The sequence below is a fragment of the Bradyrhizobium sp. LA6.1 genome, assembly GCF_040547805.1.
GTDB lineage: Bacteria > Pseudomonadota > Alphaproteobacteria > Rhizobiales > Xanthobacteraceae > Bradyrhizobium > Bradyrhizobium barranii.
The window spans coordinates 291001-305363 of sequence record NZ_JBEPQK010000004.1 but is presented as its reverse complement, the minus strand read 5'-3'; the positions used below and the strand labels follow the sequence as shown (position 1 = coordinate 305363).

General features: G+C 64.5%; 15 protein-coding genes. 10 read left to right on the top strand and 5 right to left on the bottom strand.

The genetic code is table 11. From position 1 onward, the window contains the following. Positions 1-35: 35 nt before the first annotated feature. The 7 genes from ABIB99_RS12025 (at position 36) to ABIB99_RS11995 (ending at position 6496) form a co-directional block, all read left to right on the top strand. Positions 36-1037 carry a sulfate ABC transporter substrate-binding protein gene (locus tag ABIB99_RS12025; RefSeq protein ID WP_028148402.1) on the top strand — a complete coding sequence of 334 codons (1002 nt, stop codon included), beginning with the start codon at positions 36-38 and terminating at the stop codon, positions 1035-1037. A 33-nt stretch (positions 1038-1070) separates the two neighbouring features. Then, positions 1071-1907, top strand: a complete 837-nt coding sequence (gene cysT, locus ABIB99_RS12020; RefSeq protein ID WP_071916676.1) for a sulfate ABC transporter permease subunit CysT — start codon at positions 1071-1073, stop codon at positions 1905-1907. 9 nt (positions 1908-1916) lie between these two features. Continuing rightward, positions 1917-2828, top strand: coding sequence for a sulfate ABC transporter permease subunit CysW (gene cysW / locus ABIB99_RS12015; RefSeq protein ID WP_354175922.1), 912 nt, complete (start codon positions 1917-1919; stop codon positions 2826-2828). Continuing rightward, complete coding sequence (locus ABIB99_RS12010) at positions 2818-3852, top strand: sulfate/molybdate ABC transporter ATP-binding protein (RefSeq protein ID WP_354175920.1); 1035 nt, start codon at positions 2818-2820, stop codon at positions 3850-3852. Before cysW ends, ABIB99_RS12010 begins: the two co-directional genes overlap by 11 nt. 96 nt (positions 3853-3948) lie before the next feature. Then, positions 3949-4452, top strand: coding sequence for a CAP domain-containing protein (locus ABIB99_RS12005; protein ID WP_063980998.1), 504 nt, complete (start codon positions 3949-3951; stop codon positions 4450-4452). A gap of 78 nt (positions 4453-4530) precedes the next feature. Then, positions 4531-5706: a DUF3734 domain-containing protein gene (locus ABIB99_RS12000; RefSeq protein ID WP_063980999.1), complete on the top strand. Its 1176-nt coding sequence runs from the start codon at positions 4531-4533 to the stop codon at positions 5704-5706. A 1-nt stretch (position 5707) separates the two neighbouring features. After that, a complete protein-coding gene (locus ABIB99_RS11995) occupies positions 5708-6496 on the top strand; it encodes a 3-hydroxybutyrate dehydrogenase (protein WP_028148408.1) in 789 nt (262 codons plus the stop codon). A 142-nt stretch (positions 6497-6638) separates the two neighbouring features. On the opposite strand, the gene ABIB99_RS11990 is transcribed toward ABIB99_RS11995, so the two are convergent. From ABIB99_RS11990 to ABIB99_RS11980, 3 genes are all read right to left on the bottom strand, one after another. After that, positions 6639-7463, bottom strand: coding sequence for a sulfite exporter TauE/SafE family protein (locus ABIB99_RS11990; protein WP_354175918.1), 825 nt, complete (start codon positions 7461-7463; stop codon positions 6639-6641). 189 nt (positions 7464-7652) lie between these two features. Continuing rightward, positions 7653-9020, bottom strand: a complete 1368-nt coding sequence (locus tag ABIB99_RS11985; RefSeq protein ID WP_502917495.1) for a flippase — start codon at positions 9018-9020, stop codon at positions 7653-7655. Between the two features lie 357 nt (positions 9021-9377). Beyond that, positions 9378-10217, bottom strand: coding sequence for a protein-disulfide reductase DsbD domain-containing protein (locus ABIB99_RS11980; protein ID WP_208088814.1), 840 nt, complete (start codon positions 10215-10217; stop codon positions 9378-9380). 142 nt (positions 10218-10359) lie between these two features. Between ABIB99_RS11980 and ABIB99_RS11975 the strand changes: the two genes are divergently transcribed. Then, positions 10360-11004 carry a YqgE/AlgH family protein gene (locus ABIB99_RS11975; RefSeq protein WP_063981003.1) on the top strand — a complete coding sequence of 215 codons (645 nt, stop codon included), beginning with the start codon at positions 10360-10362 and terminating at the stop codon, positions 11002-11004. Between the two features lie 175 nt (positions 11005-11179). On the opposite strand, the gene ABIB99_RS11970 is transcribed toward ABIB99_RS11975, so the two are convergent. Both ABIB99_RS11970 and ABIB99_RS11965 read right to left on the bottom strand, forming a co-directional pair. Next, on the bottom strand, positions 11180-12067 hold the full coding sequence (locus tag ABIB99_RS11970) for a TauD/TfdA dioxygenase family protein (protein ID WP_354175916.1): 888 nt from the start codon (positions 12065-12067) through the stop codon (positions 11180-11182). A 113-nt stretch (positions 12068-12180) separates the two neighbouring features. Then, on the bottom strand, positions 12181-12960 hold the full coding sequence (locus ABIB99_RS11965) for an SDR family NAD(P)-dependent oxidoreductase (protein ID WP_354175915.1): 780 nt from the start codon (positions 12958-12960) through the stop codon (positions 12181-12183). Between the two features lie 98 nt (positions 12961-13058). Between ABIB99_RS11965 and ABIB99_RS11960 the strand changes: the two genes are divergently transcribed. Both ABIB99_RS11960 and ABIB99_RS11955 read left to right on the top strand, forming a co-directional pair. Then, on the top strand, positions 13059-13796 hold the full coding sequence (locus ABIB99_RS11960) for an SDR family NAD(P)-dependent oxidoreductase (protein WP_354175914.1): 738 nt from the start codon (positions 13059-13061) through the stop codon (positions 13794-13796). A gap of 138 nt (positions 13797-13934) precedes the next feature. Beyond that, complete coding sequence (locus tag ABIB99_RS11955) at positions 13935-14309, top strand: CsbD family protein (protein ID WP_063981006.1); 375 nt, start codon at positions 13935-13937, stop codon at positions 14307-14309. The last annotated feature ends 54 nt before the right edge of the window (positions 14310-14363 follow it).

Sequence of the window (14363 nt, the reverse complement as noted above, 5' to 3'; positions counted from 1 at the left end):
TGACGATGACGTCGTCGAGGTAAATGGAGATGGACATGATGCGCCGTATCGTTCCGCTCGCGGCAGGGCTGCTCTTGACTGGATTGTTGGCAAGCTCGGCTCTCGCCGCTGACATCAATCTCTTGAACGTGTCGTACGATCCGACGCGTGAGCTCTATGCCGAGTTCAACAAGGCGTTCGCGAATGCCTATCAGAAGGAAACCGGCAAGAGCGTCGAGATTAAGCAGTCGCATGGCGGCAGCGGCTCGCAGGCGCGTGCCGTGATCGACGGATTGCAGGCCGATGTGGTGACGCTCGCGCTCGCCTATGACATCGACGCCGTCGCGAACAAGGGCCTCACCGCGACCGACTGGCAGAAGCGTCTGCCGCAGAATTCATCGCCCTATACCTCGACCATCGTGTTTCTGGTGCGCAAGGGCAATCCGAAGGGCATCAAGGACTGGGACGATCTGCTCAAGACCGGTGTCTCGGTGATCACGCCGAACCCGAAGACCTCCGGCGGGGCGCGCTGGAATTATCTCGCCGCCTGGGGCTTTGCCCAAAAGAAATACGGCTCGGCCGACAAGGCCAAGGACTTCATCGGAAAGCTCTACCAGCAGGTGCCGGTGCTCGATACCGGTGCGCGCGGCGCCACCGTGACCTTCGTCGAGCGCGGCGTCGGCGACGTGCTGCTGGCCTGGGAGAACGAGGCCTATCTCGCCCTGAAGGAGTTTGGTGCGCAGAAGTTCGAGATCGTGGCGCCGCCGCAATCGATCCTCGCCGAGCCGCCGGTCGCGATCGTCGACAAGGTTGCCGATAAAAAAGGCACCCGCAACGCGGCCGATGCCTACCTCCAGTATTGGTATACCAAGGAAGGTCAAGAAATCGCCGCGCGCAATTTCTACCGTCCGCGCGACGCTGAGATTGCCAAGAAGTACGAAAACTCCTTCGCCAAGGTCGAACTGTTCACGATCGACGACGTTTTCGGCGGCTGGACCAAGGCGCAGAAGGAACATTTTGCCGACGGCGGCGTCTTTGATCAGATCTACAAGAACTGATCGGGCGCCGTCTTAGGAGTAGCAGGGGGCCTGGTGAGCGCAGTTGCAGCACGACGACGGACATTGCCGGGCTTCGGTCTCACGATGGGACTGACGCTTTCCTGGCTCTCCATCATCATCCTGATTCCGCTCGCCGGGCTGTTCCTGAAATCGCTGGAGCTTAGCCCCGAGCAATTCTGGAACATCCTGTCCAGCCGCCGCACCCTCAACGCCTTGCGCGTCTCCTTCGGCCTCGCCTTTGCGGCGGCCTGCGTCAATCTCGTCATGGGCAGCATCATCGTCTGGGCGCTGGTGCGTTACCGCTTCCCCGGGCGCCGGTTGTTCGACGCTATCGTCGACGTGCCGTTCGCGCTGCCGACGGCGGTCGCCGGCGTCGCGCTGACCGCGCTGTTTGCCGAGACGGGCTGGCTGGGTGCGCCGCTCGCCGCACTCGGCATCAAGGTGGCATTCACGCCGATCGGCATCTTCGTCGCCATGATCTTCATCGGCATCCCCTTCGTGGTGCGCACCGTGCAGCCGGTGCTCCAGGACCTCGACCCCGAGATCGAGGAAGCCGCGGGCAGCCTCGGCGCCAGCCGCTGGCAGACCATCATCCGCGTGATCCTGCCCTCGCTCGGACCGGCGCTGCTCACTGGCCTCGCGCTCGCCTTCGCCCGCGCGGTCGGCGAATACGGCTCGGTGATCTTCATCGCCGGCAATCTGCCTAATGTCTCCGAGATCGCGCCGCTCCTGATCGTGATCCGGCTGTCCGAATTCCGCTATGCCGACGCGACCGCCATCGCCGTGGTCATGCTCGTCGTCTCCTTCGTCATCATCTTCGCCGTCAACCGGCTCCAGCGCTGGGCGCAGAGCCGGATCCCGGCGCGCTGAGGGCAGATCATGACGATGCAGATCGCAGATTCCGTCTCGCTGCCTTCGACCGATGCGCGCGCACGTGCGCACGCCGCTGCGGCACGCGACAGCCTCCGCACCGAGCCGCCCGCAATACGTATCGCCATCATCACGCTGGCGGTGATCTTCCTCAGCGTCTTCGTCGTGCTGCCGCTGGTTCTGGTGTTCGCGCAGGCCTTTTCGAAAGGCGTTCTCGCTTATTTCTCTGCGCTTGCCGAGCCTGAAGCGCTGGCTGCGATCAAGCTGACGTTGATCGTGGCGGCGATCTCGGTCGGCCTCAATCTCGTATTCGGCCTCGTCGCGGCATGGGCCATCGCCAAGTTCGAGTTTCGCGGCAAGACCTTTCTGATCACGCTGATCGACCTGCCGTTCTCGGTGAGCCCGGTGATCTCGGGCCTCGTCTTCGTGCTGCTGTTCGGCGCGCAGGGCTATTTCGGCAGCTGGCTTAGGGATCACGATATCCAGATCCTGTTCGCGGTGCCCGGCATCGCGCTCGCCACCACCTTCGTGACCTTCCCGTTCGTGGCGCGCGCGCTGATCCCCCTGATGCAGGAGCAGGGCACGCAGGAGGAGGAGGCCGCGATCTCGCTCGGCGCCTCCGGCCTGCAAACCTTCTTCCGCGTCACCCTGCCCAACATCAAATGGGGCATGCTCTACGGCGTCCTGCTCTGCAACGCGCGCGCGATGGGCGAATTCGGCGCCGTATCGGTGGTATCCGGACACATCCGCGGCGAGACCAACACCATGCCGCTGCTGGTCGAGATTCTCTACAACGAGTACCAGTTCGTCGCAGCGTTTGCGATCGCCTCGCTGCTGGCGATGCTGGCCCTGATCACGTTGATCGCCAAGACCGTTCTCGAACGTCACCTCGACGAAGGACACGACGCAAGTGACCATTGAAGTCAGGAATCTCGTCAAGCAGTTCGGTAGCTTCAAAGCCCTCGATGGCGTCGATCTCAAGGTCGACAATGGCGAGCTGCTGGCGCTGCTCGGTCCGTCCGGCTCCGGCAAGACCACGCTGCTGCGCATCATCGCCGGCCTCGACTGGCCCGATTCCGGCGAGGTTTCCTTCAATGGCGAGGATGCGCTGGCGCGGGGCGCGCGCGAACGGAACGTCGGCTTCGTGTTCCAGCACTACGCGCTGTTCCGCCACATGACGGTGTTCGAGAACGTCGCCTTCGGCCTGCGCGTGCAGCCGCGCGCCAGCCGTAAGGACGAGTCCACCATTCGTGCGCGCGTCAAGGAGCTGCTCGATCTCGTGCAGCTCGACTGGCTCGCCGACCGCTATCCGAGCCAGCTCTCCGGCGGCCAGCGCCAGCGCATCGCACTCGCCCGCGCGCTCGCGATCGAGCCGCGCATCCTCCTGCTCGACGAGCCCTTCGGCGCGCTCGATGCCAAGGTGCGCAAGGAGCTGCGCCGATGGCTGCGCTCGCTGCACCAGGAGATCAATGTCACCTCGATCTTCGTCACCCACGACCAGGAGGAGGCGCTCGAAGTCGCCAACCGCGTCGTGGTGATGGACAAGGGCAGGATCGAACAGATCGGCTCGCCCGACGACGTCTATGAAAGCCCGGCGACCGCCTTCGTCCACGGCTTCATCGGCGAATCCATCGAGCTGCCGGTCCAGGTCGAAGGCGGCGTCATCAGGCTCGGCGACCGCCCACTCAATCTTGCAGCAGACGGCTTGGTGTCTGGCGCCTCAAAACTGTTCGTGCGGCGACATGATATGCTGGTCGGCCCGCCCGGAAGCGGTGCCTTCGAGGGCGCTGTGCAGCACGTCCGGAATTTCGGCCCCGTGCAGCGGGCCGAGGTGACGCTATCCGGCGGCGAGACCATCGAGATCGACGCCCCCCGCGACAGGGAACTGCGCGCCGGCGACACGATCGGCCTCGAACCGCGCCGCTACCGGATATTTGCGGGCTAGTAGGCGCCTCGGCCGAAAGCTCAAATCTTCCTCAATATTCACCTTTCAGCCACGGTTGGTATGCAACAACGGCCCCTCATTTGGGGGCCCCTGAACATGCGCGCTGCGGCCGCAATACTCATCACTTTGCTTCTCGCCGGCTGCGCCGGCAACGAAGCACCGGTCCAGCAGCCGTCGATGTATGCCGACATGTCGGTCCCGGGCACCAAGCTCGATGCGCAGGCGGCAGCGATCATGATCTCGCAATACCGCCAGAATAACGCCCTCGGCACCGTCGTGATCGACCCCGATCTGATGCGGCTCGCCGAATCCCAGTCCCAGGCCATGGCGGCGGCCAACAAGATGGACCATGACGTCCGCGCCCCGCTGGCCAAGCGCCTCAGCGCGGGCGGCTATCCGGCGACGGTGGCGGTCGAGAACGTTTCGGCGGGCTATCATACGCTGGCGGAAGCGTTTTCCGGCTGGCGCGACTCGCCTCCGCACCGGGCCAACATGCTCAAGAGCGGTGTCACAAAACTGGGCATCGCGGCGGGCTATGCTCCCGGCACCAAATACAAGGTGTTCTGGACCATGATTCTGGCCTCGACGGACCCCCGATAAGCCAGACTTGATCCCGGGATGCATTGACGCCGCGGCGGACTGTCGCCACGGTGGCTCGCCTTTTGCTATTGTTCCCAGATGACAGATCATAGCCCGGAAGTCGCAACAGTCCCCGCGAAGGCGCAGCGCGTCCTGGTCCTCCAGGGCGGCGGTGCGCTCGGCTCCTATCAGGCCGGCGCCTACCAGTCGCTGTGCCATTTCGACTTCGAGCCGGAATGGGTCGCCGGCATCTCGATCGGCGCGGTCAACGCCGCCATCATCGCCGGCAACGAGGGACAGACCCGCGTCAAGCGGCTCAAGGAATTCTGGGAGATGGTGTCGGCGCCGGTGCCGTGGAAGCCGATCGGCAAGAGCGATCACAGCCGCGAGCTGTTCAATTCGACCAGTGCCGCATTGATCGCGACCTTCGGCGTGCCCGGTTTCTTCACGCCGCGCATTCCGCCCGCGCCGCTCTGGCCGCCCGGCACCAAGCAGGCCGAGAGTTATTACGACACCGCGCCGCTGAAGAAGACGCTGGAGCGCCTGGTCGATTTTGACCGCATCAACGATCTGAAGACGCGCCTGTCGGTCGGCGCCGTCGGCGTCACCTCGGGCAACTTCAAATATTTCGACAATTACGAGTTCAAGAAGCTCGGCAAGACCATCGGCCCCGAGCACATCATGGCCTCCGGCGCGCTGCCGCCGGGATTTCCGTCCGTCGTGATCGAAGGCGAGCATTACTGGGACGGCGGCATCGCCTCCAACACGCCGCTCGACTACGTACTCGATGCCGAGGTCGCTCGCGACATGCTGATCTTCCAGGTCGATCTGTTCAGCGCCCGCGGCGATCTGCCGAATTCGCTGCTCGAGGCGACCGAGCGCGAGAAGGACATCCGCTTCTCCAGCCGAACGCGGATGAACACCGACAAGAACAAGCAGATCCATAATGCGCGCCGGGCCGTGCGCGATCTGATTTCCAAATTGCCCGATTATCTGAAGAATGATCCTTCCGTGGAATTCCTCGCGAAGGTATCGCGCGAAAGCACCGTCACCGTGGTGCATCTGATCTATCGCAGCAAGAACTACGAATCCTCGTCGAAGGATTACGACTTCTCGCATGTCGCCATGGTCGAGCATTGGGAAGCCGGCGTGCGCGACGTGCATCTGTCGATGCGCCATAAGGACTGGCTCGAGCGGCCGCAGTCCGGCGAGACCATGGTGACCTACGATCTCACGGGGGACGTCACCGCGCCCCCGCCAAAAAGGAGCGAATAACATGGGTAGTCTGTCAGGCAAGAACGCCGTCGTGACCGGTTCGACCAGCGGCATCGGGCTCGCCTATGCGCGCGCCTTCGCCGCCGCCGGCGCCAATGTCGTCATCAACGGCTTCGGCTCGCCGGAGGACATCGAGAAGGAGCGCGCCAAGATCGAGTCCGACTTCGGCGTGAAGGCGGTGTATTCGCCGGCCGACATGACCAAGCCCGCCGAGATCGCCGGGATGATCGCACTCGGCGAGAAGTCGTTCGGCTCCGTCGACGTCCTCGTCAACAATGCCGGCATCCAGTTCGTCTCGCCGATCGAGGAGTTCCCGGTCGAGAAGTGGGACCAGATCATCGCGATCAACCTGTCCTCGGCTTTCCACGCCATCCGCGCCGCGGTGCCCGGCATGAAGAAGAAGGGTTGGGGCCGCATCATCAACACGGCGTCGGCGCACTCGCTGGTCGCCTCGCCCTTCAAGTCCGCGTATGTGTCGGCCAAGCACGGCATCGCCGGACTGACCAAGACCGTGGCGCTCGAGGTCGCGACCCACAAGATCACCTGTAACTGCATCAGCCCCGGCTATGTCTGGACGCCGCTGGTGGAGAAGCAGATCCCCGACACGATGAAGGCGCGCAACCTCACGCGCGAGCAGGTCATCAACGACGTACTGCTCGACGCGCAGCCGACCAAGGAGTTCGTCACCTCCGAGCAGGTCGCAGCGCTCGCGCTGTTCCTGTGCGGCGACGATGCCGCGCAGATCACCGGCACCAACCTGTCGATCGACGGCGGCTGGACGGCGGAGTAACGACCGGTGTCATGCCCCGGCTTGACCGGGGCATCCAGTACGCCGCGGCGGAAGTTGCAAGAGCGAGTTCGCCAACGTTAGGCTCTGGAGTACTGGATCGCCCGGTCAAGCCGGGCGATGACAGCTAGGGCGGGTGGCCGGCCTAATGCGTCCAGGCCAGCGCCGTCACGATCGCGGACGACAGGTTCAGCTCCGCGAACATGATCTTGCCTGCGACCACGAACAGCACGCAGGCAAGCGTCAGGCGCAGCACCGTCTCGGGGACGCGCGTCGCACTGAGACAGCCGACGATGATGCCGGGCAGCGAGCCCAGCAGCAGCACGCCCATCAGGGCCCAATCCACATCGCCAAGCGCCCAATGTCCGATGCCCGCGACCAGCGTCAGCGGCACCGCATGCGCGATGTCCGAGCCGACGATGGTCGCCATCGGCAGGCGCGGATAGAGCAGCAGCAGCACGGTGACGCCGACCGCGCCGGCACCGACGGACGAGATCGACACCAGAACGCCGAGCACGATGCCGGTGACGACGGTCGCGATCGCCGTGGTGCGATCGTCGACACGCTCCAGCCGGCCGCGATAGCGCTCCATGAGGGCCTTGCGGAAGATCAGCGAGGTCGCGGTCAGCAGCAGTGCAAAGCACAGCACCAGGTTGACCAGGCTGCGCTCGGAATCGCTCCTGAGGTCGAGCTTCCACAGCAGGAGCAGCGTTAGCGCACTCGCCGGGATGCTGCCGCAGGCGAGCCGCAGCACCGCGGGCCAGTGCACGCTCCGCGACCAGCCATGCACCACGCTGCCGCCGGTCTTGGTGGCGGCGGCATAGAGCAGGTCGGTGCCGACGGCGGTGGAGGGGTGGATGCCGAACAGCAGGATCAGCAGCGGCGTCATCAGCGAGCCGCCACCCACGCCGGTCATCCCGACAAGCAGGCCGACGCCAAATCCGGAGACGACATAGAGCGGATCAATCATGTCTGGGAATCTTAGGTTTATCTCGTCGGTTGGGCAATACGACGTAGAATAAAATTTCCCTGAAGTGCAATCGCTTCGGTTGAATAAGAAAAATCTTGCTACAGGCGGCGGGCGGGGAGGGGGTTTCAGTCGCCGCCGCGCAAGGCGCGAAACAGCCATTCTCCAGGCCGGCAACCCGGGTGGCAGCGCCTATTTGCCAAACGCCAGCACGTGCAGGCCGAGCCGCTGGCGCACGATCCAGAACAGCAGCACCGTCTCGAATGTCAGCGAGATCGAGGTCGCGGCCGCGGCGCCGTGACCGCCGAAGCGTGGCACCAGCGCGATGCAGAGTACGAGGTTCATCACGAAGGCCAGCGCGTAGGCCAGCGCGCAGATCTTCTGCTGGCCGAGCATGTTGAGCAGGCGCTCGACCGGTCCAATCGCGGCGCGCACCACGAGGCCGATCGCGGCGACGAACATGATGTCGTAGCCGACCGTGAATTGCGGGCCGAACAGCCAGAGCAGCGGCTTGCCGAGCGCAAGCAACACGATGGTCGCTGCCAGCGACGGCCAGAACGTCCAATTGATGGCATGCGCGACATAGGCCGACAGGCGCGCCTTGTCGCCGAGCGCGTTGTACTCGGCGAAGCGATGCGCTGTGGTCGCCGACATCGCGTAGTGGATGAACGAGACCAGGGCGAGCGTCTTCACCACCGCGAAATAGACACCGACCTCGTCCGATGGGCGGAACTGCTGAAGCACCAGCACGTCGGTATAGGACAGCAGCAGGTAAAAGCTCTCGACCAGCAGGATCGGCAGCGAGACGGCGAGCCAGCCGCCGATGTCGTAGGTCTTGGGGCCCGGCTCGATGTGATCGGCGAGCTTGCGGTTCAGCACCACCATCTGCCCGGTCATCGCGATCCACACCGCGCCGGCGCTCGCGACCATCGCGGCGACCGCGCCGAGGTGATAGCCGAGCAGGAAGGCAGCGGCCGTGATGCCGATGATCAGCGCCTGGCGGATGATGAATTGCGGCATCAGGCCGAGCTGCATCCAGTCATGCGAGCGCGCGATGCCGTCTTGGGTGTTGGCGACGACGAAGGCGGGCAGCGTCATGCAGCCGATATAGAGCGGCAGCACCTCGGCTGGATCGATCCAGGGCGAGAGCAGCTTGACGATACCGGCGAGCGCCAGCGACACCAGCGTGGACGCGGCAAAGGTCAGCCAGCGGCTGCCGGAGAGAAAGCCGCGCAGCAGCGCATGCTCGCCGCTGGTGCGATACTCCGGAATGATCTTTTGCGCTGAAGCGGAGATGCCGAAATCCATCATGCTGCCGAGCAGCAGCACCCAGGTCCAGACATAGACATAGATGCCGTAGTCGGACGTCCCCATCCAGCGCGCGAGCAGAACCTGCGAGAAATAGGCAAGTCCCGCGCTGATCACCCGGATGATGAAGATGGTGCCGGCCAGCCGCCGCGTCAGCGACGCTTCGTTCGACCCGCCCGTCAGCTTCGCGCGCAGCCGCGCGATGAGGCCGGCAGGTCCGGTCGTAGCGGGTTCTGCATCCATCACGGCCAATTCGAGATCCCCAGGGCGTCCGTATCAGGCGTCCCGCATGCTGCGGCAGGCCTGATGCGGTAGCCCTTGGGGATTAGCAACCATTCGTTAAGATTGGGTTGGGTGAGGCATGCTGCCGCTCCAGCCACCGGCGTCGTCCCCGCCTAGTGCGCAATTGCGCACGGGGGGCGGGGACCCATAACCCCAGGGAGAAGTTGTTGCGCTGGCTGGTAACTCCGAGTCTTCGCCAAACCACTCCCTGTGGCTATGGGTCCCGGGCTCGCGCTGCGCGCGCCTGGGACGACAGCGGAATGTGGGGCGCCAGCAGAGCAACTCACTTGCCGTTGTACCGACTATCGCTGGGACGACAGCTCCGGCTCACTCCAAATTCGTATTGAACTCGTACGACTTCTCGGGCGCGACGAGCGTGAACTTCAGCGCCGCCCCGTCGGGCTTGGCGCCCGGCGGCAGTCCGTCGAGTTCGAAGGAAAATCGCTGCACGCCGGGTGGGCTGCGCTCGACCGGCGCCGGAATCGGCAACGCCCAATCGAGCGTTGGCCCTTCCACGAACAAATTGACGCCGCGGCTGTCAGGCACGACCACGTCGACCACCACATTCTTGGGCCCGTCACGTTTGACGTCGCGGATGGTCAGCGGATTGGGATCACCGATCGTGGCAGGCTTCGGCACGGTGTCGAGCGCGGCACGCAGATTGGCGTCCTCGGTCGAGGCGACGTTGTTGAAGCCGAGCTCGACATTGGCCTCGACGGGAACGCAGAGCTTCTCGCACACGGCGTAGTTGATCTCGGCACGCAGCGTCACCGGCTTGTCGGGCGCCTTGGGCACGATGCGCAGAGGCAGCACGATCTGGCCGTGATAGCCGATCGAATGCCCGCCCGCGCCGTCATCGAATTTCAGCGGCGCCGGCCACATCACCGTCACCGCTTCGACATTGTCCGATTTGGAGAAATCGAACCGCGGCGGAACGCCGGAATCGCCGGGGATGCGCCAGTAGGTCTTCCATCCCTGCTGGAGCTGGAAGGCGATACCGCCGAGCAGGACGGCGCCGCTGCGCGATCCCGCCAGCAATCGCACTGCGGAATGGCCGTCGCGCTGCCAGGGCGAAGCGTCGTCGGCGCGGGCTGCGAGCGTCACCGACGACGCAAGCAGGGTTGTTGCGACGCCAAACGCCGCATGCAGGGGAACTCTTGTCAGCATGGCACGTCTTTACAGGGTCGCCCCTGGGCAAACCATTGAATTGCTTGTGATGGATGCACCTGAATCCAGTCTATGCAAGCCTTGATTTGACAGCAGCCCGGCCCGACATCAGGATAGGAATCGAAACCGGAGTGCTTCACCGATGGCTCCCACAGGCAAAAGGACGGGCGAAAGCACCCGCAGCGCGGCCCCCGCGCTTCCCAGCTCGGCCGGCTATCTCGACGGCCAGCTCCTGATCGCGATGCCCGTGATGGGCGATGAGCGCTTCGAGCGCTCGGTGATCTATCTCTGTGCGCATTCCGCCGAGGGCGCGATGGGCATCATCGTCAATCATCCCGCCGGCAGCATCGACTTCCCCGAGCTGTTGCAGCAGCTCGGCATCATCAAGAAGGGCGAGCACATCAAGCTGCCGGAGAACGCCGAAAGCATGAAGGTGCTGCGTGGCGGGCCGGTCGATACCGGCCGCGGCTTCGTGCTGCATTCCAGCGATTTCTACATCGAGAACGCGACGCTCCGGATCGACGACGGCGTCTGCCTCACCGCGACCGTCGACATCCTGCGGGCGATCGCCAACGGCTCCGGCCCGAAGCACGCCATCCTCGCGCTTGGTTATGCCGGCTGGGCGCCGGGCCAGCTCGAGACCGAAATCCAGAGCAATGGCTGGCTGCATTGCGATGCGGATTCGGATTTGATCTTCGGCGACGATGTCGACGAGAAGTACGGACGCGCGCTGCGCAAGATCGGCATCGATCCCGGCATGCTCTCGAACGATGCGGGACACGCGTAGCTGTGTAGCAGCTGCTGCGACGGTTTGCGGTGTCCCGCGCCACCCTCCGCTGTCGTGCCCCGGCTTGACCGGGGCATCCAGTACGCCGCGGCCTATCGATTCCATCACAACCGTCTCGGAGTACTGGATCGCCCGGTCAAGCCGGGCGATGACCACGTCCAGCGGGGTGTGACGCCTACTCCGCCGCCTGCTGCTGTACCGTCGGCTCTGTCCCCGCCACCGTCGCGCGGCGCATGTCGCGGGGCTGGGACTGGTCGTAGCGGCGGACGCGATGCATGGTCTGGCGGTTGTCCCACATCACGAGATCATGCAGCTTCCATTTGTGGACGTAGACGAACTCGCCTTGCGTCGCATGCTCGTTCAGATCGCGCAGCAGCAGCCGGCCTTCGGGGACGCTCATGCTGACGATCTTGCCGGCATGCGATGAGAGGTACAGCGACTTGCGGCGATGCACCGGATGGGTGCGCACCAGGCGTTGCAGCACCGGCTTGAACATCTGCTTTTCGTCGTCGGTGTACTCGGTGAAGCCGAGCGATCCGCGCGAATACATCAGCGAGTGCTCGCAGACGAGATCCTCGATCTCGGCCTTGGTGTCGTCATCGAGCGCGTCATAGGCCGCGCGCATGTCGGCGAACTCGGTATTGCCGCCCTTCGGGTTCACCACCCGCGCCGACAGCAGCGAGAATTTTGCGGGGATCGGGCGAAACGAGCTGTCGGAATGCCACAGGCAGTTGCCGAGGTTGAACAGATGCGCGCGACTGTCCTTCGCCAGCGGCTTGCCGTCCTTGCCGAGATTGGAGACGTCGTTGAGGCCCGATTGGAGCCGGTAGTCCTTTTCCTTGGTCACGGTGCCGCCGCGCGCGTCCTCGCGCTGGCCGAAATTCAGCGCGAAGGTCATCTGCTGCTCGTCGGTGATGTCCTGGTCGTGGAAGACCAGCACCGCATATTTGTCCATGGCTGCCTCGATCTCGCGCGCCTCGGCCTCGGTGAGAGGCTTTCGCAGGTCGAGGCCGGAAACCTCGCCGACAAAATGTTTTTGAAGCTGCCGGATGGCGATCGTCATGGTGTTTCTCCCGCGAACCGCGAGCGGTTGGTCCCGCTCTGCCGGTGAAAAAGCTACTCCCGCGACCGGCGTTGTCAACGCTCGGCGCGCATATCTCTTAAGCGTCATGGCTCTCACGCGTTGCGCGCCATCAAGCCGCCGTCGACAGGGATCACCGCGCCGGTGAGGAAAGACGCAGCCGGCAGGCACAGGCTCAGCGTCATATGCGCGACCTCCTCGGGGTCGCCGTAGCGACCCAGTGCAGTGCGGCGCTTGGCGTAGATGGTCTTGTGCTCTTCGGAGATGCGGTCGGTGATGGCGGTGCGGATCGGGCCCGGGCAGATGCAGTTGACGGTGATGCCCTCGCGGCCGAGCTCGACGGCGAGCGAGCGCGTGAGGCTCGCCACGCCGCCCTTCGCCGCCGAATAGGGGCTGTGCAATGCGGTGGCGCCGAGCGCCTCGGTCGAGGCGATGTTGACGACGCGCGGGCTCTTCGACTTGCGCAGGTGCGGCAGCGCGGCGCGGATGATGCGCGGATGCGCCGTCAGCATCACCGCGATGCCCCTGGCCCAGGCGTCTTCGTAAGCCTCGTCGTCGATCGCGACGCGCACGGAGATGCCGGCATTGTTGACGATGATGTCGAGCCCGCTGAAATGCGCCGCGACATCGCCAACCACGCGCTTGATCTCGCCGCCATCGGCGACATCGAGCTTCCACGCCTTCGCGGATCCGGCGTTCGCGGCAATCTCCTTGGCAACGGACAGCGCGCCCTGCTCGTCAAAGTCGGTGACGGCAACGTTCGCGCCTTCAGCGGCGAACACGCGCGCGGTCGCGCGCCCCATGCCGCTCGCCGCACCCGTGACGAGAACGGTCAGGCCCTTCACTGACCGGCTGAGCTCCTTGAATTCGGACATGCCGTTTCCTCGCGTCTCTTGTTTCTTGTTATGAGATGGACAAGGCTGGCATCGATCCGCAGACAGGTCAAACAAGCAAAACAAAAGGGGAGGCCGCGATGGCGAGCGAGCTCGATTTCTCAGGCAAGCAGGTGCTGGTGGTCGGCGGTTCCAGCGGTATCGGCAACGGCATCGCGCAAGCCTTTCGCACCAGGGGCGCGCAAGTTGCAGTCTGCGGCACGCGTGCTCATCCTGCGGAATATTCGGCGCAAGAAGGCTCCGATCTCACGGGTCTTTCCTATGCGCAGCTCGACGTCGGCAACGCCGGCGCGGTGGAAGCGTTCACGCCGTCCTTCGATCGTCTCGATGTGCTCGTGCTCGCGCAGGGTGCGGTGCTCTATCGCCGCGGCGAGTTCGAGATGGCCGGCTTCCGCAAGGTCGTCGAGGTCAATCTGATGAGCCTGATGGCCTGCGCGACGCGGTTTCACTCCATGCTGCGCGATAGCAAGGGTGCGTTGATCATGGTGTCCTCGACCGCAGCCTATCATTCCACCATGGGCAATCCCGCCTACAACGCCTCGAAGACCGGCGCAGTCGGATTGACGCGGACGCTGGGCGAGGCCTGGGCCGAGGATGGTATCCGCGTCAACGGTATCGCGCCCGGCCTCGTCGACACCAAGATGACGAAGGTGACCACCGACAATCCCAAGCGGCTCGAAGGCGCGCTGTCACGCATTCCGCTGCGGCGATTGGGCACGCCGGCTGACATGGCGGGCGCGGCGCTGTTCCTGGCCTCGCCGCTGTCGTCCTACATCATTGGCCAGACGCTGGTCGTCGATGGCGGGCTCATCCTGTAGCCCGGATGGAGCGACTGGCCCGCCGTAACCCGAAGAGCGCAGGCGGGAGCGTAATCCGCGGCCTACACACTTTCGCGGAAGCTTGGAACTGCGCTGCTCCTGATCGGTTACTTGGGTTGACCCCCGAGGAGGAGCAACATGGACAAGGATCGGATCGTCGGATCGGCCAAGGAATTCGCTGGGCGCGCAGAAGGCGCCGTCGGTGATCTCGCTGGCGATGCGCAGACACAGGCGTCAGGCAAGGCGCGGGAAGCCGCCGGCACCGTGCAGAATCTCTACGGCCAGGCCAAGGATGCCGTGCGCGACGCCGGTGAGACTGCGGCCGGCTACGCCAAGGACGCCTACGACAAGCCGGCCGAGACCTTGCGCGACGGTTCGCAGGCGATTGCCAAGAAGGTTCAGGACAATCCGCTCGGTGCGCTGCTGATCGCCGGCGGTATCGGCTTCGCACTCGCGCTCCTGATGTCGCGTCCCGCCCGTCGCCCGCCGCCGCGCTGGCGCTATTACGGCTGAGCCACCGCCCGAATTTTTCGTGCCCCGGACGCAATGCGGCCTAGGCGATGCGTA